Here is a 25,782-nt window from a genome sequence, read left to right as displayed (position 1 = left end):
GAGGCCGCGCCGGCTCAGGCCTGGCGGCCGCGGTGCTGCTCGATCACGGCCTGGATCTCCTCGTCGCCGAGGATGTGATCCGTGGCCTTGGCCTTCGCGAGGATGGCGTCGACGAGCTCCTTCGAGGGCTCGATCTTCCGCTGCCGGAGCCAGTAGTTCACGTTGGAGGCGCCGGACATGTAGCCCACGCAGATCTCCTGCTGGCGGCCGAACATGCCCGCGGGGACGCCGGAGTAGATCCGGTCGGCCATCCAGGCGTCGCCCTTCGACTCGGCCTTGATGATCGCCGCCGCGTGCACGCCGGTCGCCGTCCGGAACGCGTCCCGTCCGACCAGGGGATAATTGATCGGCACCTGCCAGCCGACCGCCTGCGCGGCCGTCGTGCAGTACTCCAGCAGGTGGGTGAGGTCCTGGTGCTCGAGGAGGCCGAGGAGCTTCATGTTGAGCAGGATGAGCTCCATCGCGGCGTTGCCGACCCGCTCGCCGATGCCGAGGGCGGTGCCGTGCACCCGGTCCGCGCCGAACTGGAGCGCCCAGATCGCGTTCTCGAGCGCGAGCCCGCGGTCGTTGTGGCCGTGCCAGTCGATGCCGACCGACGCCCCGGCGCCCGCGATGATGGCCCGCGTGAAGTTGATGAGGTTGCGGACCCCGTCGGGCGTCGCGTGCCCGACGGTATCGCACAGGCACAGCCGGGACGCGCCGTGATCGATGGCGACCTTGAAGAGCGTCGCCAGCACCTCGGGGCGCGAGCGCGTCGTGTCTTCCGTGACATAGGCGACAGGGAGCCCGGCCTTCACGCCCGCGTCGATCGCGGCGGCGCTGCGCTGCGCGATGAGGTCGACGTCCCACGCCTCGGCGAGCTGGCGGATCGGGCTGGAGCCGATGAAGGCGTAGATCTCGACCGGGATCCCCGCGCGCTGGGAGATCTCGATCATGGGGGTGATGTCCGAGACGACCGTGCGGCCTGCGCAGGCGACGCGGAGCGGCAGGTTGTTGTCGGCCACCTCCCTGCACATCCGGAGCACGTCGTCGAAGGCCCGCTGCGAGCTGCCGGGCAGGCCGATATCGGCGACCTGGATGCCGATCTTGGCCATCAGGTGGAGCAGCTTGAGCTTGCTCTCGATGTTCGGGTCGGCGACCGAGGGGTTCTGCAGGCCGTCGCGCAGGGTCTCGTCGAAGAAGCCGATCTCCTTCGGGATGACCCGCCCGACGCGGCCTACCTCGTTCCAGTCATAGATGAGATCGGCCGGGCGGATACCGGCGGGAGCGATCGCCATGCTCCGAGTATAGTGCTCCGCGCGCAACGCCGAGCCTGAAACGAAGCGCCTGCGAGGCGCGCGACATGACGCGGGGCGCAGGCGAAGCCGCGACAACGATGGTGACGACGCCGCAATGCGTGCTCCGTCACATCGGCCACATCGGCGCCGCGTCACGGATCCGAGACGGCGTGATCGGAAGGGGCGTCGGGGAGGACGAGCACAGCGCTGCGCCGCGAGGTCGGGTCGGCGAGCGCCGCGCCCGTCGCGGCGCAATGCCGGGGCGGCGATCGCACGATCGGACCCAGGCGCGGCGGTCCGGGGACGGCGAGCGCGCGGCCCACGCCGTCGGCGCGGCAGGGTGCAGTCCGGCCAGAAAAAGCGCCGGTTCCAGGACTCAGCTGACGCTCGCGAGCGCGCTGCGGGAGCAGCGCGGCGCAGGCCCGCGCGGCGAACGCGGCGGGCGCTCGTCTGCGCGGCGCGGTGCGCTGGCCCTGCGCGCCTGGCAGGCCTAAGCTTGGCCCCACAACGATGTGGCAATCCCTTCCTGAGTTCGGGACCGGCGTGCTTTACGCCATCCTGGTCACTGCGGCGTATACCTTCGCCGTCGGGCTCGCGTCGGCGCGCGGGCGGCCGCGGCTGCTCCAGGCGGCGCGCCTCGGCGCGTACGGCACGATCGCGCTCGTCGGCCTCGCGGTGCTCGTGCTCGCGTACGCCTTCGTCAGCCACGATTTCCGCATCGCCTACGTCGCGCAGTACAGCGACCGCTCCATGACCACGCCGTACCTCATCGCGGCGCTCTGGGGCGGGCAGGACGGCTCGCTGCTCTGGTGGATGTTCCTGACCTCGCTGTTCTCTGGCGGCTGCGTCGTCTGGCTGAAGCGCCGGTACCTGGAGCTCCAGCCGTACGTCATCGCGACGCTGATGAGCGTCCTCATCTTCTTCGCGGCGCTGATGATCTTCGCCGTGAACCCGTTCCGGACCAGCGTGGCGGGCGCCCCGCTCGACGGCAACGGGCTGAATTACCAGCTCCGCAACTTCTACATGATCATCCACCCGCCGAGCCTCTACATCGGCTTCACGAGCGCGGCTGTCCCCTTCGCGTTCGCGATCGCCGCGCTCGCCACCGGCCGCCTCGACAGCGAGTGGATCGTGGCGACGCGCAAGTGGATGCTCTTCTCCTGGCTGTTCCTCTCGATCGGCAACGTGCTCGGGATGCTGTGGGCCTACGAGGAGCTCGGCTGGGGCGGCCCGTGGGCGTGGGATCCGGTCGAGAATGCCGCGTTCCTCCCGTGGCTCACCGCGAGCGCCTACGTGCACTCGACGATGATCCAGGAGCGCCGCGGCATGCTGAAGGTGTGGAACGTCTCGCTCATCTGCGGGACGTTCTTCCTCACGATCTTCGGCACCTGGCTCACGCGGTCGGGCCTCATCGCGAGCGTGCACTCCTTCGCCCAGTCCGGCATCGGCATCTGGTTCGTCTTCTTCATGGCCGTGATCCTGGCGACGTGCACCGCGCTGATCGTCTACCGCCTGCCGCGGCTGCGCAGCGAGGGGCAGTTCGAGTCGCTGCTGTCGCGCGAGGCCGCGTTCCTCTTCAACAACTGGGGCTTCGTCAGCATCATGGTCTTCATCGCGGTCGCGACGGTGTGGCCGCGCATCAGCGAGTGGCTGCTCGACCAGAAGTCGACGCTCGGGCCGACGTTTTACAACATGTGGCTCCCGCCGATCGCGCTCGTGGTCTTCCTGCTGATGGGCGTCGCGCCGCTGCTCGGGTGGCGGAAGACGTCGCCGGAGCTGTTCCGGAAGAGCTTCCGCTGGCCGGTGCTGGCCACGGTCGTGACGGCAGTTCTCCACATCACGCTCGGGAAGAAGGTGGGCTTCGCCCCGTTCGTCTCCGTGGACCCGATCTACCCCGGCCAGCTCGGCGCCGCGCTCGCGAAGCTCGCGTCGACCTACCCGTTCTTCACGGTGGCGTTCGCCGCGTTCAACGTCGCCGTGGTCATCCAGGAGTTCGCCCGCGGCATCGCCGCGCGGCAGAAGCGGGGCAGCGAGTCGTTCTTCGCCTCGTTCTACAACCTGGTCGCCAGGTCGCGGCGCCGCTACGGCGGCTACATCGTGCACGTCGGCATCGCCGTGATGTTCCTCGGGTTCGCCGGCCGCGCGTGGGGCGTCGACAAGGAGATCAGCCTCCACCCGGGCGAGGCCGTGGAGATCGAGGAGTACCGCCTCGTCTACGCTGGCCCGCGCATGGAGGTCGACAGCGAGAAGCGGATGGTCTTCGCCGATCTCGACGTCGAGCGCCATGGCGTGCCGGTCGGCCGGATCAGCCCGGCGAAGTACATCTACAAGGCGACCCCGGAGGCGCCGTCGACCGAGGTCGCCCGGCATATCACGCTCAAGAACGACCTCTACGTGATCATCGGGATGGCGAACCCGCAGACGAAGGTCGCCTCCTTCCAGCTGCACGTGAACAACCTGATCTCGTTCATGTGGTTCGGCGCGGGGATCCTCATCCTCGGGGCGCTCGTCGCGATGTGGCCCGACATCGCGCTCGAGGAGGCCGGGGCGTTCGGCTATGTACGAGCGGCAGGGTCGGTCACGGCCTCGGTCGTGTTCGCCTTCCTGCTCGCCGGCGGCCCGTCGCAGGCCTACGGGCACCCCATCCAGGAGGGGTTCGGCCGCCCGACCCTTGTCACGCCCGATGGAGCGGGTGTCGAGGTCCGCGCCCCGACCCCCGGCGACCCCGTTCCTCCCGGGCAGGCGCCCGCGATCGGTGCCATGCTCCCGACCGCCGCCGAGCTGAGGTAGCCAGCCTTCGAATGAGCCGCACGCGAAAACTCATCCACGGCATCACCCTCCTCGTCGCGGGCGTCATCGCCCTCGTCGTCATGCTGCGCTCGCCGGAGTTCGCCCACGGGCAGCAGCTCGGGGAGGGGATGGTGCGCACGGGCGTCGTCGGCATCCAGAACGACACCGAGCGCCAGCTCTTCTGGAGCCTGATCTGCACGTGCGGCTGTCCGCGCGAGACCCTCGGGACGTGCACCTGCGGCACCGCGCACGAGCGCCGGGACGCGCTCCGCGCCGAGCTCGCGGCCGGGCGCTCGGTGGAGGACATCCAGGCGACCTACGCCGAGCGCTTCGGGGCGGAGGCGCTGGCGGTCCCGCCGAACAAGGGCAGCCAGCGGCTGCTCTACATGTTCCCGCTCGCCGCCATCGCGCTCGGCGCCGGCCTCGTCATCGTGACGCTGCGCCGGTGGAAGCGGCGCAGCGACGAGGTGAGCGCCGCCAGCGCGCAGCGGTCCCCGAAGGACGCTGCCCCCGGCGCGCGCGACGATTACGACGACAAGCTCGACGAAGAGCTCAAGAGCCTCGACCGCGAATGAGCGCAGAACATCCGGCCAGGAGCGCCGCCCCTGTCGCGGCTGACGAGACCGTGAGCAGGGGCTCTGACTCGCCGCTGGAGCGGCAGATCGTGCACTACGCCCGCTTCGGGGTGCCGCTCGCGGCGCTCGTCGGCGCCGGCGTCGCGGGGCTCCTCGCGGGGCCGCCCGCGGCGATCCTCGTGCTCGCGGGGGGCGCCCTCGTCGCGGTCATCGCCATCTTCTGGGCGAGCCTCCGCGTGCTGCTCGGGGAGACGCCGCTCAGCGGGGCCGACGCGTATGCGCTCGGCGCGCCGCGCACCGAGGAGGAGCAGAAGCAGTCCGTCTTGCGGGCGCTCAAGGACCTCGAGTTCGAGCGGAGCGTCGGGAAGATCAGCGACGAGGACTACGCCGAGCTGGTCGCGAAGTACCGCGCCGAGGCGAAGCGGCTGCTCCGCCTGCTCGACGCCGACGCGCAGCCGCGGCGCGAGCACGTCGCCGCGCTCGTCGCGAGGCACCTCCGGCGCGCCGGGCTCCAGGACGACGGCGGCGCGCTCGAGGCGCCGGAGCAGGGCGAGGAGGACGCCGCGAGCGAGCCGGAAGACGCCGCCGCGGCGGCCGGGCCCGCGAAGCGGAAGCGCGCCAGGGCCAGGCGGCTCGAGAAGCAGGAGCGCGACGCGGCGCCGGCGGACGGCGAGCGCGACGCCGCCGCGGCGGCGGCGGATGGCGAGGCGGCGCGCACCTCGACGTGCGCTGCCTGCGGGACGCTCAACGACGAAGACGCTGTGTTTTGCAAGAAGTGCGGGACGAAGTGCGCGCTGGACGCGCCGCTGGCTGACCAGGCTGCGGCGGACGAGGCCGCGGCCGGCGGTGACGAGAACGAGAGCAGGAGGGCGCCCTGATGCGCTGGACCAGGTGCACCGCGCTGGCGGCGATCGCCTCGCTGAGCGTGACCGCCGCGCAGGCCGCGCTGGCGCAGCCGGCTGCGCCGGCGCAACCGGCTGCGGCCAGCACGGCCCCGGCCCCGGCCCCGGCGCCGGCCCCGGCGCCCAGGGCTGCGGCGGCGCAGCCTGCAGCGACGGCGCAGGCTCCGAAGGCGGCGAAGCCGAGCGCGACGGGCGCCGCGGCCGCCGGAAGCCCCGCGGCCGGCGAGGCGGACGCGGGCGCGCCTGCCGACGCGGGCGCTCTGCCGCCGGGCCATCCCGAGCTCGGGCAGGAGCTGCCTTCCGGCCACCCGCCGGTGGGCAAGACGCCCGCGGACGGGGCCGCGTCGCGGCGCCGTTCAGAAGAGCTGACGGGCATGTTCGACGCGCCCGAGGACACCGCGCAGGAGGATGCGGCGCTCCCGCCCGGCGTCCTCGTGCTCACCGTGCAGGACGCGGACGGTAACCCCGCCCCTCGCATCCCGGTCGACGTCGACATCCTTCAGAGCTCGGTGGCGAAGGGCGACTCGCGCCAGCGCGTGACGAGAGAGACGGACGACGCGGGCACCATCCGGTTCGAGAACCTCACGATCGGCGGCGGCACGAGCTACGGCATCTCGGTCACGCGCAACGGCGGGACGTTCTCGCTGCCGCACTTCGGGCTCAGCGCCGAGGCCGGCAAGCGCGCCGTGCTCCACGTCTACGAGGCCACGGCGGACGTGAACTCCCTGCTCGTCGGGACGCAGGGCATCATCTACCTCCAGCTCCGGCAGGACTCGATCTCGGTGGAGCAGCTGTTCCAGGTCTTCAATCTCGGCCGCGCCGCCTGGCTGCCGAACGAGACGTTCGCCCTGCCGCCCGACTACAAGGCGTTCAACAAGACCGACGCCATGGACGAGATGCGCTTCGAGGAGGTCAAGGGCACCGGCGTGGCGCTGCGCGGCACGGTGAGCCCTGGCCGGCATGAAGGGCAGTTTCGCTGGCAGGTCCCGCTCAGCCAGGAGGAGCGCCAGACGATCCGCATCGAGCTGCCTCCGCGCATGGCCCAGATGCGGGTGATGGCCGAGGCGTCGAAGTCCATGACGCTGAACGTCGCCGGCTTTCCGGCGGCGCAGCGCACCCAAGGCCGGGACGGCAAGAAGATCCTGATCACCGAGAAGCAGAGCTCCCGCGCCGAAGGCGGGCTGCGGACGATCGAGATCACGCTCGCCGGGCTGCCGACGCCCGGCGTGGGCCGGTGGATCGCGCTGCTCCTGGCCGGAGCGACCGTGGTCGGCGGGGCCGCGTTGAACCTGGTCCGGCGGCGCGAAGGGGATCGCGGGCCTGACGACGAGGAGCGGCGCGAGCTGCTCGAGGCGCGCGACGCGCTGCTCGACGAGTTCGTCGAGCTCGAGCGCGCGCGGAAGCGGGGCGACGTCGGCCCGAAGACGTACGAGCGCGTCCGTGGGGCGCTCCTCGACGCGCTCGCGCGCATCGTCGCCATGATCGAGGCCAGGCCGGCGCGCGGGAAGACCGCCGGCTCGCGCAAGGCGTCCGGCGCGCTCAAGTCGGACCCTGCCGCGCCGCCGCCTCCCTGACCGGGGCGCAGCTTCTCCTCGAAGCGATGACTGGCTGGAAGGCTGGCCTTTCCGCGGGCGCAGCCCTCCTGATCGGCGGCGTCGTCGCGCTCGCCCGCCATCGCGGGGGGCCGCCGGCGCGCTGCGCCCCCGGGATGGTCGCGCTCGGCCCGCGGTGCTGCGGTGATGGCCAGCGCCTCGAGGCTGGCCGCTGCGCCGGCGCGCCGAGCCGCTGCGGCGCCGGCCTCACGGTGACCCCCGCCGGGTGCGTCGCGCCGAGCGCGACCGTACCTATCGCCGCCGGGACGCTGCGCCTCGGTCCGAGCGACTGGGAGGCGCAGGGCATCGTCGACCCGCGCGCGGTGTTCATCCCGGCGTTCTCGCTCGATGCGTTCGAGGTCACCGAGCAGCGTTACGCGGCCTGCGTGGACGCCGGCGCGTGCTCCCCGCTGCCGCTTCGCGGTGAACCGGGCCTCCCCGTGACGGGCATCACCATGGCGGAGGCCGCCCGGTACTGCGCCTTCGCTGGCGGGGCGCTCCCGTCGCGTGACCAGCTGGCCTTCGCCGCCGCGGGCCCGTCGGGCCGGCGGTACCCGTGGGGAGACACAGGTGCTGTGTGTCGGCGCGCCGCCTTCGGCCTGCGGACGGGCCCATGCGGTTGGGACGCGACGGGCCCGGAGCTCGCCGGAGCGCGCCCCGACGGCGCCGCTGTCCACGCCGCCGGGCGTCTGTTCGACCTCGCCGGCAATGTCGCCGAGTGGGCGGCCCCTGATGTGCCTGGACAGGAGATCTCGGGAACCCACGGCGGATCGTGGGCCGACGGGGCGGCGGCAGCGCTCCGCACCTGGAACCGGCGGCTTCTCCCTGGTTCGACCCGTGCGCCGGATATCGGCTTCCGGTGCGCCTATTCTCCTTGAGCTCGCGGCGCGCGGCGGCGATGCCAGCAGGGCGGGGGAGGGGCCCCGACCCTGCAGCAAAACGGGCGGGGGAGGGGCCCCGACCTTGCAGCGAAACTGGCAGGGGAGGGGCGCGGCCCTGTGGAAAAACGGTCCCGAAACGCGCTCCGTCTGGTCCGGATTGGGTTACAGTCGCCCTTCCCAATGACTGTCGCGCTTCTCTCGATCGGGACCGAGCTCACCCGGGGCGAGATCATCAACACCAACGCGGCCTGGCTCGCTGCCGAGCTCACTGCAGCGGGCTTCACGGTCAGCGTGGCCAACACGGTCGACGACGACGTCGACCGCATCGCCGCTGCGGTTCGCCAGCTCGCGAGCGCGCACCGGCTGGTGATCGCCACCGGCGGCCTCGGCCCCACGACGGATGACCTCACGGCGCTGGCCGCCGCGCGCGCGACCGGCACCGACCTCGTGCGCGACGAGAGCACGCTGCTCGCCATCCGCCGCCGCGTCGAGGGCCGCGGCAAGACGATGAACGCTGGCCACGAGAAGCAGGCCGAGGTCCCCGCCGGGTCCGAGATACTCCCGAACTCGTCCGGCACCGCGCCTGGCTTCGGGGTCCACCTCGGCGAGACCACTGTCTTCTTCCTGCCCGGCGTGCCGCGGGAGATGAAGAGCATGTTCGCCGAGCAGGTGTTGCCGCGCGTGCGGCCGGCGGCGCCGAACAACACCTTCCAGGTCCGTCTTCGCACCTACGGTCTCCCCGAGTCCGCGCTGGGCGAGCACCTGAACGGCCTGGAGGAGGCCTATCCGGGCATCACGCTCGGCTACCGCGTGCATTACCCGGAGGTCGACGTGAAGGTCCACGCCCGCGCCGGCACGCACTCGATGGCCCACGAGCTGGCCCTGAAGGCGACCGCCGAGGCCCGCGAGCGGCTCGGCACGGCCGTGTACGGGGAGGGGGACGACGCCTTCCCGGAGATGGTCGGGCGCTCGGTGCGCGCCCGTGGCTGGCGGCTCGCCGTCTCCGAGTCGTGCACTGGCGGGCTCATCTCTCACCTGCTCACCAGCTATCCGGCGAGCGACTACCTGGTCGGCGCCGCGGTCACCTACGCGAACAGCGCCAAGACGCGGCTGCTCGGCGTCGCAGAGGACACCTTGCGCGGCCATGGCGCGGTGTCGGCCGAGGTCGCCGCCGAGATGGCCCAGGGGGTGCGCCGCCTCTGCGAGGTCGACGTGGGCATCTCGGTCACCGGCATCGCCGGCCCGACGGGCGGGACGGCGACCAAGCCGGTCGGCCTTTGCTACTGGGCCGTGTCCCACCCCGGCGGCCTCGTCGTGCGCGATCGCGTCTTCTCGGGAGATCGCGAGGAGGTCCAGCTCGGCGCCGCCTACGCCGTCCTGGACCTCCTCCGCCGCATCACCGGCAACCTGCCCGAACGCTGACGGGAGCGCTGGCGCGCGGGCGCGAGCGCGTCAGTTCGGCGCTGCGCGCGTGAACGTCAGCGCGCCGCCCCCGCGGTCGATCTGCACCGTGTCTCCCTGCTTGAACTCGCCGCCGAGGATGCGCTTCGCGAGCTCGTCCTCGATGCTCCGCTGGATGGCGCGCTTCAGCGGCCTGGCGCCGTACTGCGGATCCCACCCCTGCTCGATGAGGTAGCCCTTCGCCTCGGACGAGATGGTGAACAGCAGCCCGCGCCGATCCAGGCGCTTTCGCAGGAGATCGAGCTGGATATCGACGATCCTCTCCATCTGCTCGCGCGCCAGCCGCCGGAACACGATGAGATCGTCCAGGCGATTCAAGAACTCCGGGCGGAAGTGCTTCCGCACCTCCTCGATGACGGCCCTCCTCACGAGCTCGGCCTTCTCTTCCGCCGGCAGGTTGGCGCGCTCCTCGATCGCCGCGGCCGCCGGCGTGCCGAGGTTGGATGTCAGGATGATGATCGTGTTCTTGAAGTCGACGGTGTGCCCCTGCCCATCGGTCAGGCGTCCATCGTCGAGCACCTGGAGCAGCGTATTCCAGATGTCCGGGTGGGCCTTCTCGATCTCGTCGAACAGCACCACGCTGTACGGCCGCCGGCGCACCGGCTCCGTGAGCTGGCCGCCCTCCTCGTAGCCGACGTACCCGGGCGGCGCGCCGATCAGGCGAGCCACCGCGTGGCGCTCCCCGTACTCGCTCATGTCGAGCCGCACCATGGCCCGCTCGTCGTCGAACAGGATCTCGGCGAGCGCGCGCGCGAGCTCGGTCTTGCCGACGCCCGTCGGCCCGAGGAACAGGAACGACCCGATCGGCCGCCGCTCGTCGCCGAGGCCCGCCCTCGAGCGTCGGATGGCGTTCGACACGGCGCGGAGCGCGTCCTCCTGGCCGACGACGCGCCGGCGCAGCTCCTCCTCGAGGCGCAGGAGCTTCTGCATCTCGCTCTCGAGCATCTTGGAGACGGGGATCCCGGTCCACTTCGACACGACAGCGGCGATGTCCTCGTCGGTGACCTCCTCCTTCAGGTAGCTCTGCTTCGACTGCACCTGCCCCAGGGTCGACCGGATCGACTCGAGCTTCTTCTCGATCTCCGGGATCCTGCCGTAGTGGATCTCCGCGGCGCGTCCGAGGTCGCCGGCGCGCTTCAGGCGCTCCTCCTCGAGCCTGAGCTCCTCGATCTGCGGCTTCAGCTGGCGCAGCTCCGAGATGAGCTCCTTCTCTCGCATCCACTGCGCCCGCATCGCGTCGCGCTGCCCCTGGAGCTCGGCGATCTCGCGCCGCACCTCGTCGAGCCGCGCCTTGCTCGCCTTGTCGCTCTCGCGCTTGAGCGCCTGTTCCTCCATCTGCATCTTCAAGAGGTCGCGCTCGACCTGATCGATGGGCGTGGGCAGGCTGTCGATCTCCATGCGGATCTTCGACGCCGCCTCGTCGACGAGGTCGATCGCCTTGTCGGGCAGGAACCGCTCGGTGATGTACCGATTCGACAGGACCGCCGACGCCACGAGCGCCGCGTCCTGGATGCGGATCCCGTGGTGAACCTCGTACTTCTCCTTGAGCCCGCGGAGGATGGCGATGGTGTCCTCGACGCTCGGCTGCGAGACGAGCACCTGCTGGAACCGCCGCTCCAGCGCCGCGTCCTTCTCGATCCGCTTCCGGTACTCGTCGAGGGTGGTCGCGCCGATACACCGCAGCTCGCCGCGCGCGAGCGCGGGCTTCAGCATGTTGGCCGCGTCCATCGCGCCCTCGGGCGCCCCGGCGCCCACCAAGGTGTGGAGCTCGTCGATGAACAGGATGACGCGCCCGTTCGAGCCCTCGATCTCCTTGAGCACGGCCTTGAGCCGGTCCTCGAACTCACCGCGGAACTTCGACCCTGCGACCATGGCGGCGAGGTCGAGCGCGGCGATGGTCTTGTCCTTGAGCGACTCGGGCACGTCGCCGGCGACGATCCGGTGCGCGATGCCCTCGACGATGGCTGTCTTGCCGACGCCGGGCTCGCCGATGAGGACCGGGTTGTTCTTGGTGCGGCGCGAGAGCACCTGGATCACGCGGCGGATCTCCTCGTCTCGGCCGATCACCGGGTCGATCTTGCCCTTTCGAGCGAGCTTCGTGAGATCGCGCGTGTACTTCTCGAGCGCCTGGAACTTCCCCTCGGGGTCCCTGTCGGTCACGCGCTGGTTGCCGCGCACGGCCGCGAGCGACGCGAGCAGCTTGTCGTACGAGAGCCCCGCTCGCTCGAAGATCGACTGGATCTCCTTGTCGACCTTCACCCCGGCGAGCAGGACATGCTCTGTCGAGATGTACTCGTCCTTGAGCGACTTCGCCTCGTCTTCGGCCTTCTGCAGGACCGCGAGCGCGCGCCGCGACAGGCCCGGCTCGGCGCCCCCGCTCACGCGAGGATAGGTGTCGATCTTCGCCTCGAGCAGGCGCGATAACCCCGCCGGATCGGCGCCTGCCTTCTGCACCAGGGGAGCGCCGACGCCGCCGTCCTGGTCGACGATCGCCCGCACAAGGTGCTCGGGATAGAGTTCGGGGTTCCCCCGGCGGCTGCCGAAATCGACAGCCTCTCGTACGGCCTCTTGGGCCTTCGTCGTCATTCGCTCGATTCTCATGGCACCTCGAAGCTAAGGCGCGTGCCTGGGCTAGCAAGGGGCCGGCCAGGCAAGCGGCTTGCCAGAGATGCCAGAGATGCCAGAGATACCGAGCGGACGTAGCGGAGGTTCGATGCAGCATGGGCGCCGCGTCAACCCCCGGACGGCGCCGCGAGCCCGGGGTCGGGTCGGTCTCGACAGCACCCCGGCGCGGGGTTCGATGCGCCCCGCGCCGCGAGCGCCGGGGTCAGATGTCGAGGTTCTTCACGTTGAGCGCGTTCTGCTCGATGAAGTTGCGGCGCGGCTCGACCTGATCCCCCATGAGGATGGTGAAGAGCTCGTCTGTCTTCACCGCATCGTCGATGCGCACTTGCAGGAGAGTCCGGGCATCCGGGTTCATCGTCGTTTCCCAGAGCTCGTCGGCGTTCATCTCGCCGAGGCCCTTGTAACGGCTGATCGCGATACCCTTCTTGCCCCGCTCTTCGATGTACTCGACGAGCGCCTCCCCGTTCTCGATGGTGTCCTCGCCGCTCGAGGTGCGGGCCCGGTACGGGGGCGCGCCGATGGAGCGGAGGTCCTGCTCGATGGACCAGGCCTCCTGGTACTCCGGCGAGTTCACCAGATCCCAGTCGATCACGCTCCTCCGCGCGCTCGCGCCGGGCCGCGGCACCACCTCGATGCGGCTCGTCCCGTGCTCGGTGTCCCGGGGCGTCGCCAGCGTGAGCGGGAACAGGTCCGGGTAGCGCTGCTTCAGGTAGGCGCGGAGCTCGTCGGCGGCCGCGGCGACCTTCTTCGTCTCGCGCAGGTCGTCCCGACCGAGCCCGCTCGACCGCAGCACCGCCGCCACGATCCGCGCGTCACAGCGCTTGTCGATGTTGGAGAGCACGGCGCGGAAGCGCTTCAGCCGCTGCGCGAGCCGGTAGAGCGGCTGGCCCAAGATGCCCGACTGAGCGCCGCTGGCGACGATCTCGAGCCCATCCACGGCGTTGCCCACGAGGAACTCGTCGAGCGCGGCCTGGTCCTTGAGGTACAGGTCCCGCTTGCCCTTGCGCACGCGGTAGAGCGGCGGTTGCGCGATGAACAGGTACCCCTTCTCCATGATCTCCGGCATTTGCCGGAAGAAGAAGGTCAAGAGCAGCGTCCGGATGTGGGAGCCGTCGACGTCGGCGTCCGTCATCAGGATGATCTTGTGGTAGCGGAGCTTGTCGATCTCGAAGCCGCCCGCGTCGTTGATCCCGCAGCCGAGGGCGGTGATCAGCGTACCGACCTCCGCGGAGCTCAGCATCCGGTCGAGCCGCGCCCGCTCGACGTTCAGGATCTTTCCCTTGAGCGGGAGGATCGCCTGGAAGTGCCGGTCGCGCCCCATCTTCGCGCTGCCGCCGGCGCTCTCGCCCTCGACGATGTAGATCTCGCTCTTCTCCGGGTCCTTCGACTGGCAGTCGGCGAGCTTGCCCGAGAGCGACGTCACGTCGAGCGAGCCCTTGCGGATCACCTCGCGCGCCTTCCGCGCCGCCTCGCGCGCCTTGGCCGCGACGACCGCCTTCTCGATGATCTTCTTCGCGCTCTGCGGGTTCTCCTCGAAGTACTGCCCGAGCTTGTCGCTGACGACCGCCTCGACGATGCCCTTGACCTCGCTGGAGACGAGCTTCGATTTCGTCTGCGAGTCGAACGACGGGTCCGGGTGCTTGATGCTGAGCACGCACGTCAGCCCCTCGCGCGCGTCCTCGCCCTGGAGGCCCTGCTTCAGCTCCTTGAAGAGGTTGTGCGCGCTCCCGTAGTTGTTGATCGTCTTGGTGAGCGCGGCGCGGAGCCCGGTGAGGTGGGTGCCGCCGTCCCGGTTGTGGACGTTGTTCGTGTAACAGAAGATCGCCTCCGTGTAGGAGCCGTTCCACTGCAGGGCGATCTCCACGCCGATCGGCGGCGAGGCCGAGCTCCCGCGCCCGTTCGCGCCCTCGCCCGAGGCCGCGATCTCCTGTTGCGTGACGAAGCTGATCACCTCGTCGTGAATCGGCTCCTTGGTCTTGTTGAGGAGCGAGACGAACTCCGAGATGCCCCCCCTGTACTCGTAGGCTTCCGCCCGCCCGTCGGCGCGCTGGTCGTCGAGGTGGATGACGAGCCCGGCGTTCAGGAAGGCGAGCTCGCGCAGGCGGCTCGCGAGGATGTCGTAGCTGAAGTCGACGGCGCTGAAGATGACCGGATCGGCCTTGAAGGTGATCTTCGTCCCCGTCTTGTCCGTCACGCCGATCGGCTTGAGCGGCGCCTTCGGCGCGCCCCGGGCGTACTCCTGAAACCAGAGCTTCCCCTCGCGCTTGATCTCGAGCTTCAGCCACTCCGAGACGGCGTTCACGGCGCTCACGCCGACGCCGTGCAGGCCGGCAGAGACCTTGTAGCTGGCGTTGTCGAACTTGCCGCCGGCGTGGAGGACGGTCATGACGACCTCTGCGGCGCTCACGCCCTTGGCGTGCATCCCGACCGGGATCCCGCGGCCGTTGTCCTCGATCGAGACCGACCCGTCGAAGTGGACGGTGACCCTGATCTCCGTGCAGGCGCCGGCGAGGTGCTCGTCGACGGCGTTGTCCACGGCCTCCCAGACGAGGTGATGCAGCCCCGATCCGTCGTGCACATCGCCGATGTACATGCCGGGGCGCTTTCGCACCGCTTCAAGGCCTTCGAGCGCCGTGATGCTGTGGGCGTCGTAAGACGGCTTGGTGAGGTCGGTCGGCTGGCTCAGGGTGGGTTCCGTCATCTCGGTCCTGGTGTCGCGCCCGCCGCCTCTCACCGGGGGGCGCAGAGCGGCGGAGGCCGCTCGGATTGCCGGATTTCTTGCAGTGGAGGGGCCGGCTCGATGGCAGCTCGTCGGGTGGGGACCCGGGGGCCGCGGCCGCGGCGCCGGATCGAGTCGGAGGCCACGAACGATCATGCGCGGATCGCTCGTCGATGCCCCCGTAAAGACCGCGGAAATGTAGCCGAAATCAGGGGCTCGGGCAAGCGTTTCGCCGGGTCTGGAAGGCTCGTAACACCGTATTTTCAGCGGCTCGCGCGGGCGCGTCCGGAGCATTCGGACTCGCGCGCTGGGGGGCAGGATCAACGCGTCTGGCGGCGGTCGCGGTGCCGTGTCGGCGCGCCGTGTCAGCGCGCCTCCGGAGCCGCCGCCTGGCGCCGCGTGGACGCGTCTGGAGGCCGCGCGGCCGCGACACGCGTCAGCTGAGGGCGCCGCCCTCGACGTGGAAATCGCGCCGTTCCGAGGGAGCTATGCCCGGCGTGACGATGAGATCGCGCCGCGTGGTCGTCAGGAACACCTGTCCGCGCGCCAGCCCGAGGAACGTGAACAGCGCCGCGGTGCGATCCGGGTCGAGCTCGCTCGACACGTCGTCGAGCAGCAGGATGGGCTCTACGCCCCGGACGGAAGCAATGGCAGCGGTCTCGGCTGCTTTCAGCGAGAGGGTGAGGGCCCGGTGCTGCCCCTGGGAGGCGACGACGCGGGCGGGGTGCCCATCGAGCTCGAGCGCGAGGTCGTCGCGGTGGGGCCCGAAGCCGGCGCTCGGCCGGTGGGCGTCGCGCCGGCGATGCTCGCGCAGCGCTGCGCGCGCCTCCTCGGCGTCGCCGGAGCCGCCCGGCGCGTAACGTGCGGCCAGCGTCAGGTCCGGCGCCGCGATGCGGGCGAACGCTCGCGCTAGCTCCGGCGCCAGCGCCTGCACGGCGGCGTCGCGGGCGCGGGTCAGCGCCGCGCCGTGGAGCGCGCAGAGCTCCTCGAAGGCGTCGAGCTCGGAGCTCGCCTGCGCCGCCGCGCCCGCGCCGCGGTGGAGCAGCTCGTGCCGCGCGCGGAGGGCCTGCGCGTAGCGGGCGCGGTGGTCTGCGCTCTGCGGGTCCATGAAGAGCGCCAGGCGATCGAGCAGCGTGCGCCGCGCGCTCGCGGGTCCTGTCGACAGCGCGAGCTCCTCCGTGTGGAAGGCGACGACCGGCGAGCGCGTCGCGAAGCTCGCGAGGCTCGGGGGCCGGTTGCCGTCGATCCGCACGACGCACCGCTTCTGCTCCACCGCCGCTGTCTGCTCGCGCGCGAGCGGCGCGAGCGCGTCGCGGCGCTCGACGAAGCGGGCCCGCGCGCTCGCGACGGCGGCCCCATGGCGGACGAGCTCCGCCGCGCGCGGCGTGCGGAAGCTCCTCGACGTGGCGGCGAAGTAGATCGCCTCGAGCAGGCTCGTCTTGCCCTGCCCGTTGTTGCCGGCGATGACGTTGAGGCGGGGCGCGGGCTCCACGTCGACGCGCTCGAGGTTCCGGAGCTCGCGGATGTTGAGCCGCTCGAGGAGCAGGCTCGGGGTTCGTCCCGTGAGCTCGTCGGCGGGCGCGCTCAAATCCGCATCGGCATGATGACGGCGACGTAGCTCTGCTGGCTCGACTCGCTGCCGGGCCGGAGCACGGCCGGGTCGAGCTCCCCGGAGATGCCGAGGACGACCTCCTCGTCGTCGATGGCGGCGAGCACGTCGAGGAAGTACTTGGCGTTGAAGCCGATGGTGACCTCGGGCCCGCTGTAGTCCACGGGCAGCTCGTCGAAGCCGGCGCCGGTGTCCGGGCTCTCGCTGGTGATGCGGAGCGTCCCCGGCGCGATCGACAGCTTCACGCCGCCGGTGCGGTCGTTCGCGGCGAGCGCGATGGCCTTGAGCGCCTCGGCGAAGGCGACGCGGGGCGCGCGGACCGAGCGCTCCGTGACCGACGGGATGACCTGCTGGTACGGGGGGAACTGCGCGTCGACGAGCTTCACCGAGAACTGCATCCCGGCGATGTTGAAGAAGGCGTTCGGCCCGCTCTGCGTGATGGCGACCATCGGGGTCTCCTTCTCGGCGCGCGCCTCCTCGGCGAGGCGGCGGAGCTCGCTGATCGCCTTGAGCGGGATGAGCATCGTGGCCGTCGCGGAGCTGCCGGAGACGGTCGCCTCCATCTTGGACAGGCGGTGGCCGTCGGTGGTCACCATCCTGACGCGATCGCCGGCCCACTCGAACAGGGCGCTGTTGACGTGGGCGCGCGTCTCGTCGGTCGAGATCGAGAAGTGTGTGCGCGAGATCAGCAGCGCGAGCTGCTCGACGGGCAGCTCCAGCGAGGGCGCGTCCTGCGCCGGGACGGGCAGCTGCGGGAACTCCGAGCCGGGCAGCCCGGGGAGCGTGTAGCGGCGCGGCGAGCCGACCGCCTTGAGCGACGTGTGGGCGCCCTCGGTGGTGGTGATCTGGACCGGGCCATCGGGCATGGCCTTCACGCGCTCGAGCAGGTCCCTGGCCGGGACCGCGACCGAGCCGCCGGTCTTGATGTCCGCGTGCGTCTGGCCAGTGACCCCGATGTACAGGTCGGTCGCGGCGACGCGGACGGCGTTGCCCTCTGCCGCGAGCAGGACGTTGGCGAGCGCTGGCATGGCGCTCTTCTTGTCCGCTACGCCTTGGCAGCGCGCGACGAGGCGAAGCAGATCTTTTTTGGGGATCACAAGGTCCATGGCCGACTCCCGAGCCGCTCCCTTTAGCAGGGTTATCGTCCGGGCGTGGACCGGAAATGAGCGCTCCGGTGACCTTGCGCGACGCCTCTACTTTCCATGAAATAGATAGATAAAGACAACGTCTTCGTCGTAGGCGCTGTGGAGGGCGGGGATAACTCAGAATGCCGAGCAATTCTCATCACTTGGAAGCGAGCGCCCTGGGGTAAATGGACCGTCCTCAGGGGTAGGAGGACAGGGGACAGCTGGCGGGCAGCGCTTCTCCCCCGCTTTGTCCCCAGGGTTCTCGATGGGGTTATCCCCAAGATCCCCCGCGACGAATGCGGGAATAGGTAGCCGAGCACAGCCGCCGCGCGCTGTCCTGATGCGCTGTGCAGTTCCGAGCGGCGCCTGGATGGAGTATTTCAAAATGTACGGACTTGAGTTCGGTGCGCTGCGTCCATTGCGGTAACCACCACGACGTTGCGGCGGTCGTGTGTCCAGCGACCGGTCTCGTCGTTGACGCGGGCGGGGCTCCGTCCTCGCGCGGGGCGAGGCGAGCGGCGGCTCCGCTCGAGCCTGTTCCACGACCCGCTGCCTCTCCGCCGAGGCCGGCGCCTGCTTCCCGCAGGAATGGAGCCGCCGCGGAGCCTCGACCGGCGCCGGGAGCGCCCCCGTCGCCTCCGCAGCGGCGTGCCCTGGCGTCCCGTCCCCCGTTGCCCTCGAGCGCCGGCGCGCGGACGACGGCCTGGCCGACGGGCGACGCCGTGAGCGCGAGCTCGTTCAGCCGCTCGCTGCTCGGCCATGTGATCGGCGACAAGTACGGCGTCACGGCGATCATCGGGGAGGGTGGCATGGGCGCGGTCTACGAGGCCGAGCACCTCGAGATCGGGCGGCTGGTCGCCGTCAAGGTGATGCACCCGCGGGAGATGCAGAAGCGCGAGGCGGTCTCGAGGTTGGAGCACGAGGCGCGCATCGCGGGGCGGATCGGCCACCCGAACATCTGCGAGGTGTACGACATGGGTCGGCTCCCCGACGGCAGCCCCTACCTCGTGATGGAGCGGCTGCGCGGGGAGACGCTGGCGCAGCGGATCGAGCGCTGCGGTACCGTGCCGCCGGGCGAGCTCATCGACATCATGCTCCAGGTCCTCTCGGCGCTCGTGACCGCGCACGAGCGGGGGATCGTTCACCGTGACCTGAAACCGGAGAACATCTTTCTTTCGGAGCGAGCAGGCATGTTGCCCATTGCCAAGCTGCTCGACTTCGGCATCTCCCAGGCGGCGGGCGTGGACGGGGCGATGGATCTGACCCGCACCGGCATGGTGATGGGCACGCCCTACTACATGGCTCCCGAGCAGGCTCGGGGGGACGTGGAGCTTGACCATCGGCTCGATCTGTGGGCTGTGGGCGTGATCTTGTACGAGGCGCTGACTGGCCAGCGCCCGTTCGTGGCGCGCAACTACAACGCGCTGCTCGTACAGATCCTCACCATCTGGCACCGCCCGGTGACCGAGCTCGATCCGGCCATTCCACCCGGCCTCTCGCGTCTTGTAGATCGCGCCCTGGCCAAGGCGCGGGAGGAGCGGTTCCAGAGCGCCCGGGAGCTCCAGGAGGCGCTGCGTCGATTCAGGAACCAGGCGCCGGTCTCGCACCGGCGCGTGCCGGAGCGCCTCGCCGTTCGGAGCATCGGCGAGGAGACGAACGACGACGGGACGATGATGTTTGCTCGGCTCGGGGGCGACAGGGGCGCGGCTGATGCCAGCAACGTCGTCGTCGCGACGGCGCGCAAGGCGGTGGAGCCTGGGCGGCAGGGGTCGCGGCCTGCAGCCAGCAACGGCCTGCAGCTGCGGCATAGCGTGTGGCCGTCGCGGGTTCTCGAGCCGGCGGGCGGCAGCATTCCTGCGCGCCGGCGGAGCGAGCCGGCCCCTGAGATGGTGGATGCGCAGTGCCGGGAGGATGAGGCGGAGGACAGGCCGACGATCCCGTCGCTGAGCCCGGTCGGGAAGGGCGCGGAGCTCTCGGAGGACACCGAGGCGACCGTCGTCGATCCGCCTCCGTTTCCGGAAGACATGCCGACGCTCATCTGGGGTGAGGGGCGCGCGCGAGGCGGCGACAAGGGCTGACGGAAGCGTGAGCACAGGAGCGAGGTGAGCGCTGTGGATACGGTCGAGCGCGTGGTGGCGCGTGGCGTCGTGAAGACGTACGGGACGACGGCGGCGCTGCGCGGGGTGAACGCGACCATCGAGGCAGGGCGGTTGACGCTCATCGAAGGCGCGAACGGGTCGGGGAAGTCGACGCTGCTCGGCATCCTCGGCACGGTGGTTCGTCCCACGTCGGGCACGGTCCTCTACGAGCCTTTCGGTGAGGATGCCGGGCTGGCCCGCGGCACGATCGGATGGTTGTCGCACGAGTCGCTGGCGTATCCGGATCTCTCCGGTCGGCAGAACGTCGAGCTGGCGGCGCGTTTTCACGGGCTCGACGCCCAGGAGGCGTGGCGTCGCGCGGAGGAGCGCTTCGAGCTGGGGAGCTTCGCGCTGAGGCCTCTTCGCACGTGCTCGCGCGGCCAGCGGCAGCGCATCGCGCTGGCGCGAGCGCTCGTGCATCATCCGTCGCTGGTGCTGCTGGACGAGCCCACCACGGGGCTGGACCGCTCCGGGGTCGCGCGGCTGCTCACCGTGGTTGAGGCGGAGGTGGCGCGAGGCGCCGCCGTGGTCGTCGTGTCGCATGAGCCGGAGGTCTTCCGAGCTCGGGCTGCCGCCCGTCTGGTGCTGGAGCGGGGGCGTGTCGTCACCGACGCATCCTGAGCCCCGGAGAAATGTCCTGGCTGTTTCACGTGAAACAGCGATCGAGCAATCGCCTGCCCGAATTCGGCCGGCGCTGACATACATCACTGCGCTGGCAGCCTCGCGCAGCCGCGGTACAGCGGGTCGGACGCGGGCATGACGGAGGTGCGCGATGCGCGAGCCCGGTGTCCTCCCGCAGGAAGGCCGGGAGGTCAAAAGACCCGATCGATCCTCCCTTGTGCCTCCTCGTTCTCGTGCTCGAGCGCGGCCCGTGCGCTCGCAGACGGGCTCGGTACGGCCGCTAGCGTCCAGGAGGGCACTGCCCGCGAATGCTGCTCGTGGAGCGCTCTGATGGCGTCCCCGATGGGACCGCTGCGCCCCAGGGAGTGGGCTGTGCACGCCAAGCACCGGTGTGCCCACGCCTCTCTGGCCGCTTCATGACCTTCCAGCCGCTGACGGCCTCGCCTCCTGCATCTCGCAAGCAGGTCCAGGAGAGTGGCGATCGAGGGGAGGGGCGGCCCGCATCGCCGGGGATGCTGGCCTGATCCTCGACCATCGAGCCCGACACCAGCCCTGACGCCGAGCTGATCGATGACAGCGGAGTTCTGCGCCGCCCAGAAGGTGTCCTCGTTCTGGGTCGAGCGCCGGAGAGACCGCGGTGACCGGCGCCTCCGCCCAGCAGGTTAGCTGCCGCCGCCGCCGCCTCGGCTGGAGCTATATCAGCGACCAGGCGATGTATCGGGTTGCTGCGCAGGGGCGGGAAGCACCGTCATCGTGGCCACGCCCGGGCGACGCGAGTTATCGGGAGCGAATCGACTTTCCACCCGGCGGACCCGGCGTGTCCATCGCATGTTCCACCGCCTGCGATTGCAGCCTAAAGAACGGGCGGCCCGAACCGATCAGCCGCACCCGTCGGTCAGCTCACCGCCATCCGAACGACCGCGTGCGGAGATGCTGCGCCGAGACCTGGTGGCTCGCGCCGCTGACGGGCAGAGAGAGGGCGGAACGCGATGGCGACCGCGCGCCTGTCTCACCGGGCACTTCAAGCGCTGACGTGCGCTTCCGGCGCGGTTGGCGCTCCGCCTCCCGCGACCTGCCGGTCGTGCATGCGCGTGCCGTCTCATCCACACCCGCGCTGGGTCGGAACCGCGGAGGCGCATCCTCCATGCGGAGGACCACGATGACCTCGGCATGCTTCTCGATTCAGCTGAGTTCATCGCGCACGAACGTCCATCTGAGTCCGCCGAAGCTCAGCGGTCCAGGAGCTCCTTCGTACCCCTGAAGGCGGAGATGGTTGGACCAAGAGTGTTCACCGGCGCGAAGCGGAGGCCATCTGTATACGGAGCGACAGCGCCGGCGCTTCGGAGACTGAGCTGAGCCGGGGCAAGCTGTGCGGCGGCCAGCAATGCCGGCGCTGGGACAAGGTCCGCGGCACCACCACAACCCGAGCTGATGCTGAGCGCATCGAGCGCACCGACATGGGTACGGGTCAAACCATCCGGAGAGACTGGTGGGTTCAACATCGCCACAGCCGGCGGCAAGCCTGGCGCCTGCGTCGACAAGGCCAGCAAGGCCACGGGACGTCGCGGGTGATGCCAGCTGGTACACGCCGACCAGCACGGGGACATCATGCGCCAGGACGCGTACCAGGTCTGCGCTGGTCAACCCGGGTCTAACCCCGGAGACGCGCATGCCGGTGCTCTCTCGGCCAGCCCCGATGATGCCTGCTCCTGCCCGACCCAAGCGGCTGCGGCCTCCAACGGCTGGCGTGGCCGCTGCGCGGGGAGGTGCGATGAAAGAGAGCGGCTCCAGGAAGCGGCACGCCGCTGCTTCGAAGCCGAGGATGCCCCCTTCGAGCACGGCGGCGCGGACCTCTTGCAACCGAGGCACCCGGGGCAAGCTGCGCTTCAGCGAGCGACGCCAGCGCGCGAGAGCGTGCCGCGGCACCACCATGGTACGCGAGCTGAGCTCAGTGCCTCGATCGGTCGGCCTTGGTGCGGGTCGACGCGTCGGGAGCGGCCGACGGATTCAGCATCACCGGAGGCGGCGGCAAGGTCGGTGCGAGTGTCCGCGCAGTCAGCAAACAGCGAGCGGCCTGGTGGAGGAAGCCCGACCCGACAGGCCGACCAGCACGACGGCGTCCGGGGTGAGTGCGCGCACTGACCTTGCGTTGGTCAACCTGGGTCCACGAGGGGAGCGGACCACGTCGACACTCTGGGCGTAAGCCAGCAACAACCGCTGCCGCTCGACCCACTCGGCCGGCGAGGTCGAGCGAGGTCGAGCGAGGCCAGGCGGCTCGCCTTGCCGGGCGGTGGGTGAGGGATCCCAATCCGGGAAGTGGTAAGGCATCGCCTTGGCGCGGGGGAGATCACCTTTGAACGGGCCGCGCCAGCTCCCTCAGAGGCTCCCTCAGAGACCGAGGCGCGCCAGGGCAAGCTTCGCTGCGGCGAGCGACGGCGGCGTGGTGGGAGCGGCGCGGGGCATCGCAAGGACGCCCGAGCTGATGCCGAGCGCCTCGAGCTCACCGGCATTGGTGCCGGTGGACGCGTCGGGAGCAGCCGGTGGGTTCAGCACCACCAGCGCCGGCGGCAGGCCAGGCACGAGCGTCCTCAAGGCCAGCAAACAGCAAGCGACCTCGTGAAGAATCCCCAGCCGGTCCAGGCCGACGAGCACGAGGGCGTCAGGTGCCAGGGCGCGTACCAGGTCCGCGTTGGTCAACCCGGGTCCGAGCGGGGAGAGGAGCGCGCCGGCGCTCTCGACGATCGCCACCGACGCCTGCTGCCGATCTACCCAGGCGATCGTGTGGTCCAGCGAGATGGCGCGGCCGCGGCGCCGGGCAGCGAGGTGAGGGGAGAGCGGATCCGGGAAGCGGTACGGCGCCGGGTCGGGGCAGACCGAGCTGACGAGGGCGAGCTGATCGGCGTCGGTGGCGGCGGTGCCGTCCACGCCCGACTCGATCGGCTTCAGGCCGCAGACGCTGGCGCCTCGAGCTGCTAGCGCGGCGACCAGGGCCACGGACACATGCGTCTTGCCCACCCCGGTCCCGGTTCCGACGACCGCGACCCGCTGCTGCCCTGTTTCACGTGAAACAGCTCGGCCCCTCATCGCATCGCCTCGCGGAACCCTGCCAGGGCGCGCTCGACGTCGGCCTCGGAGAGCGACGCGCTCGCCGTGATGCGGAGGCGCGAGGTGCCGGCCGGAACGGTCGGCGGCCGGATCGCCTGGACCAGGATGCCCTCCCTCGCGAGCCGCTGGGACATCTCCACCGCCGCCCCCGGCGACTCCAGGATCCAGGGAAGGATGGGCCCCGACGACCCTGGAAGTAGCGGGGCTCCGACGGCGCGCAGTCCAGATCGGAGCCGGCCGGAGGCCATGGCCAGGCGCGCTCGACCCGCATCGTCGGCCGCGGCCCGACGGACGCGGTCCACCGCGGCGAGCGCCACCACCGGGCTGATCCCGGTCGAGAAGACGAAGCTCCTGGCGCGGTTCCAGAGGTAAGTCCGCAGCGTCGCGGAGCCCGCGACGAAAGCGCCGTGCAGCCCGAGCGACTTGCCGAGCGTGCCGACGAGGACGTCCGGGCAAACGCCAGACTCGGCGCATAGACCGGTACCCCGCGGACCGCAGATGCCGAGGGCATGCGCCTCGTCCACCATCAGCGCGGCGTCGTGTCGATCGCAGAGCTCACGCAGGCGCCGGAGGTCGGGCGTGTCCCCATCCATGCTGAAGAGCGATTCGGTGACGACCCAACGGCGGCGCGCGCTCTGAGCGCGCGCGAGGGCGCGCTCGGCCGCCTCCAGGTCCAGGTGGCGTACGACCTCCACCGTCGCGCCCGAAAGGCGGCAGCCGTCGATGATCGACGCGTGGTTGAGCGCGTCCGACACGATGACGTCCCCGGGCCTGGCCAGCGCGGCAAGGGTGCCGACGTTGGCCGCGTACCCTGACGAAAACAGCAGCGCCGCCTCCACCCCGAGCCAGGCGGCGATCGCTCCCTCGGCCACGAGGTGGGCCTCATGGTTCCCACTCACGAGGCGGGACGCGCCGGCACCACTCGAGACGCCGTCTCCCGCGGGGCAGGGAAGGCCGGCGTAGCCCAGGTAATCGTTGGAGCACAGCACCAGCATTCCGGCGGGCGCAGCGGCAGCGGGAGGTGCGCGTAGAAGGCCCGCGCGCCTCAGGTCGGCGAGCTCGTCCTCCAGATGACGAAGGGCGTTGAGTCCCACGGCGGGTGTGAGGCGGGGGATACGAGGAGCTTCATCCACGGATGCAGGCATGCCATCTCCAGTCAGCAGCAGGGCCGGTCAGCAAGGAGCGCCCTGGCTCGTCCGGGGACTCAGGCTCAGGGCGTGCTGTCGTTCGCTTCGCCGGAAGACGAGGGATCCGCGCCGGCACCGAGCACCGCGTCCACGCGCTGGAGGATACGTCCAAATGCATCGCGCGCGCGCACCGCGATCGCGGCCGTCCGGGTCCGCTCCTGCTCCAGGTCGTGCGCGAGCGCGATGGCGGCCAGCAACATGGCCTGCGGCGTCACCGAGCGACCGGCGGGCACGACCGTGGCGAGCTTCTGATCGACGACAGAAGCGAGCCGCTGGAGCTCTTCATCGCTCGCGGAAGTCACCACGCGGTAGGTCTGACCACCCACCCGTAGCTGCACGGTGCGGCGCGCCATAGCCCGCGGACGCTACCATGAACCACACCCGGCGCGGAGGGCGGGCTGCACCGCACCCGCGGAGCGACTCGCCCGCTTGCAGCCGGAACACGCGCCCTCAGCACGCGCCCGGAGCGCGGCGCCAGAGACGCCAACGACAGAATTCGAGCGCGCTCCGCGGCAGCGCCCTGTAGCATCGCACCATCATGGCTACGGCGGCCCGCCCCGCTGCGTTGATTGCCGCGCTCCTGGGGGTCCTCCTCGCGCACCGCACAGCCCGCGCCGAACCCCAGGCGAGCGCCGGTGTCACCCTGGGCGTCGCCGGCGCTGGCCTCGAGCGACGCCTGTGGGACGCGACCGTCTTCCACGCCGGCGTGCGAGGAGACGTCCTTTTCGGCCGCGCCGCCAACGACGACTTCGGCGTCGGACCCTATGCCGAGGTGCTCACCCACGCGTTCGACGAGATCCAGGTCGGCGCCGGCATCTCGGCCCTCGCCCCGGTCCTCGACGTGCTTCCCCTGGTCCTCTCGACCGGAGTCTACGGACGCTGGAGCGAGGACGCTGATGCCCTGGAACCGGGGGTCGCCGCCGCCGTCTTCTGGGGAGGGCGCAGCTACAACTTCCACTCGCCGTACGCGATGAGCACAGGCCTGCTCGCGCAGATGCGGCTCGGCCTCGGCCCCTCCCGGGAGACCTCGGTCGTCCTCGCGGCCCAGCTCGATGTGACGCTGCTGGCCCTGCCCTTCGTGTACGCGATCAACGCCCTGAAGGGGCCATCACCCGAGGCGGCGCCGGTGCGCCGAGCTGCCGCCCCGGCGCCGTGACGGGGCTGCGGTCCAGC

Annotated in this window: 17 protein-coding genes; 9 read left to right on the top strand and 8 right to left on the bottom strand. The window is 70.7% G+C overall.

Annotated features, from left to right (window positions below; translation table 11 throughout):
• Nucleotides 1-14: 14 nt before the first annotated feature.
• On the bottom strand, nucleotides 15-1,277 hold the full coding sequence (locus tag WME89_RS48965) for a LeuA family protein (protein ID WP_438006383.1): 1,263 nt from the start codon (nucleotides 1,275-1,277) through the stop codon (nucleotides 15-17).
• Nucleotides 1,278-1,787: 510 nt separating this feature from the next.
• On the opposite strand from WME89_RS48965, the gene WME89_RS48960 reads away from it, so the two are divergent.
• The 6 genes from WME89_RS48960 to WME89_RS48935 all read left to right on the top strand — a co-directional run bounded on the left by WME89_RS48960 (nucleotide 1,788) and on the right by WME89_RS48935 (nucleotide 9,439).
• Nucleotides 1,788-4,067, top strand: a complete 2,280-nt coding sequence (locus WME89_RS48960; RefSeq protein ID WP_438006382.1) for a heme lyase CcmF/NrfE family subunit — start codon at nucleotides 1,788-1,790, stop codon at nucleotides 4,065-4,067.
• Between the two features lie 11 nt (nucleotides 4,068-4,078).
• Entirely contained in the window at nucleotides 4,079-4,642 is a 564-nt protein-coding gene (locus WME89_RS48955) for a cytochrome c-type biogenesis protein (protein WP_438006381.1), read from the top strand.
• 50 nt (nucleotides 4,643-4,692) lie between these two features.
• The gene (locus tag WME89_RS48950; RefSeq protein WP_438006380.1) at nucleotides 4,693-5,520 is read left to right on the top strand and encodes a hypothetical protein; all 828 of its coding nucleotides are present in this window, start codon (nucleotides 4,693-4,695) and stop codon (nucleotides 5,518-5,520) included.
• Nucleotides 5,520-7,118: a hypothetical protein gene (locus tag WME89_RS48945; RefSeq protein WP_438006379.1), complete on the top strand. Its 1,599-nt coding sequence runs from the start codon at nucleotides 5,520-5,522 to the stop codon at nucleotides 7,116-7,118. Before WME89_RS48950 ends, WME89_RS48945 begins: the two co-directional genes overlap by 1 nt.
• A 26-nt stretch (nucleotides 7,119-7,144) precedes the next feature.
• A complete protein-coding gene (locus tag WME89_RS48940; RefSeq protein ID WP_438006378.1) occupies nucleotides 7,145-8,014 on the top strand; it encodes a formylglycine-generating enzyme family protein in 870 nt (289 codons plus the stop codon).
• 183 nt (nucleotides 8,015-8,197) lie between these two features.
• A complete protein-coding gene (locus tag WME89_RS48935) occupies nucleotides 8,198-9,439 on the top strand; it encodes a CinA family nicotinamide mononucleotide deamidase-related protein (protein ID WP_438006377.1) in 1,242 nt (413 codons plus the stop codon).
• 30 nt (nucleotides 9,440-9,469) lie between these two features.
• Here WME89_RS48935 and clpB read toward each other — a convergent pair whose 3' ends face one another.
• The 4 genes from clpB to dnaN form a co-directional block, all read right to left on the bottom strand.
• A complete protein-coding gene (gene clpB / locus WME89_RS48930) occupies nucleotides 9,470-12,079 on the bottom strand; it encodes an ATP-dependent chaperone ClpB (protein ID WP_438006376.1) in 2,610 nt (869 codons plus the stop codon).
• A gap of 226 nt (nucleotides 12,080-12,305) precedes the next feature.
• Nucleotides 12,306-14,804 carry a DNA topoisomerase (ATP-hydrolyzing) subunit B gene (gene gyrB, locus WME89_RS48925; RefSeq protein ID WP_438006375.1) on the bottom strand — a complete coding sequence of 833 codons (2,499 nt, stop codon included), beginning with the start codon at nucleotides 14,802-14,804 and terminating at the stop codon, nucleotides 12,306-12,308.
• Nucleotides 14,805-15,258: 454 nt separating this feature from the next.
• Nucleotides 15,259-16,410 (bottom strand): DNA replication/repair protein RecF, encoded by a 1,152-nt coding sequence (recF, locus tag WME89_RS48920; RefSeq protein ID WP_438006374.1) that lies wholly within the window; start codon nucleotides 16,408-16,410, stop codon nucleotides 15,259-15,261.
• On the bottom strand, nucleotides 16,407-17,537 hold the full coding sequence (dnaN, locus tag WME89_RS48915) for a DNA polymerase III subunit beta (RefSeq protein ID WP_438006373.1): 1,131 nt from the start codon (nucleotides 17,535-17,537) through the stop codon (nucleotides 16,407-16,409). Before dnaN ends, recF begins: the two co-directional genes overlap by 4 nt.
• A gap of 743 nt (nucleotides 17,538-18,280) precedes the next feature.
• On the opposite strand from dnaN, the gene WME89_RS48910 reads away from it, so the two are divergent.
• Both WME89_RS48910 and WME89_RS48905 read left to right on the top strand, forming a co-directional pair.
• A complete protein-coding gene (locus WME89_RS48910; protein ID WP_438006372.1) occupies nucleotides 18,281-19,636 on the top strand; it encodes a serine/threonine-protein kinase in 1,356 nt (451 codons plus the stop codon).
• 105 nt (nucleotides 19,637-19,741) lie between these two features.
• The gene (locus WME89_RS48905; RefSeq protein ID WP_437656697.1) at nucleotides 19,742-20,317 is read left to right on the top strand and encodes an ATP-binding cassette domain-containing protein; all 576 of its coding nucleotides are present in this window, start codon (nucleotides 19,742-19,744) and stop codon (nucleotides 20,315-20,317) included.
• Between the two features lie 2,388 nt (nucleotides 20,318-22,705).
• Here WME89_RS48905 and bioD read toward each other — a convergent pair.
• The 3 genes from bioD to zapA all read right to left on the bottom strand — a co-directional run bounded on the left by bioD (nucleotide 22,706) and on the right by zapA (nucleotide 24,962).
• On the bottom strand, nucleotides 22,706-23,401 hold the full coding sequence (bioD, locus tag WME89_RS48900) for an ATP-dependent dethiobiotin synthetase BioD (protein ID WP_438006371.1): 696 nt from the start codon (nucleotides 23,399-23,401) through the stop codon (nucleotides 22,706-22,708).
• Entirely contained in the window at nucleotides 23,398-24,567 is a 1,170-nt protein-coding gene (locus WME89_RS48895) for an aminotransferase class I/II-fold pyridoxal phosphate-dependent enzyme (protein WP_438006370.1), read from the bottom strand. The genes bioD and WME89_RS48895 overlap by 4 nt, the downstream gene beginning before the upstream one ends.
• A 65-nt stretch (nucleotides 24,568-24,632) precedes the next feature.
• Entirely contained in the window at nucleotides 24,633-24,962 is a 330-nt protein-coding gene (gene zapA, locus WME89_RS48890) for a cell division protein ZapA (protein WP_438006369.1), read from the bottom strand.
• 185 nt (nucleotides 24,963-25,147) lie between these two features.
• Here zapA and WME89_RS48885 point away from each other — a divergent pair, with 185 nt between their 5' ends.
• The gene (locus WME89_RS48885) at nucleotides 25,148-25,765 is read left to right on the top strand and encodes a hypothetical protein (RefSeq protein WP_438006368.1); all 618 of its coding nucleotides are present in this window, start codon (nucleotides 25,148-25,150) and stop codon (nucleotides 25,763-25,765) included.
• The last annotated feature ends 17 nt before the right edge of the window (nucleotides 25,766-25,782 follow it).

The sequence above is a fragment of the Sorangium sp. So ce321 genome, from assembly GCF_051530195.1.
In the GTDB taxonomy this organism is placed as follows: Bacteria; Myxococcota_A; Polyangia; order Polyangiales; family Polyangiaceae; genus Sorangium.
The sequence above is the reverse complement of the archived record's forward strand: the minus strand, read 5'-3'. Positions and strand labels throughout refer to the sequence as shown.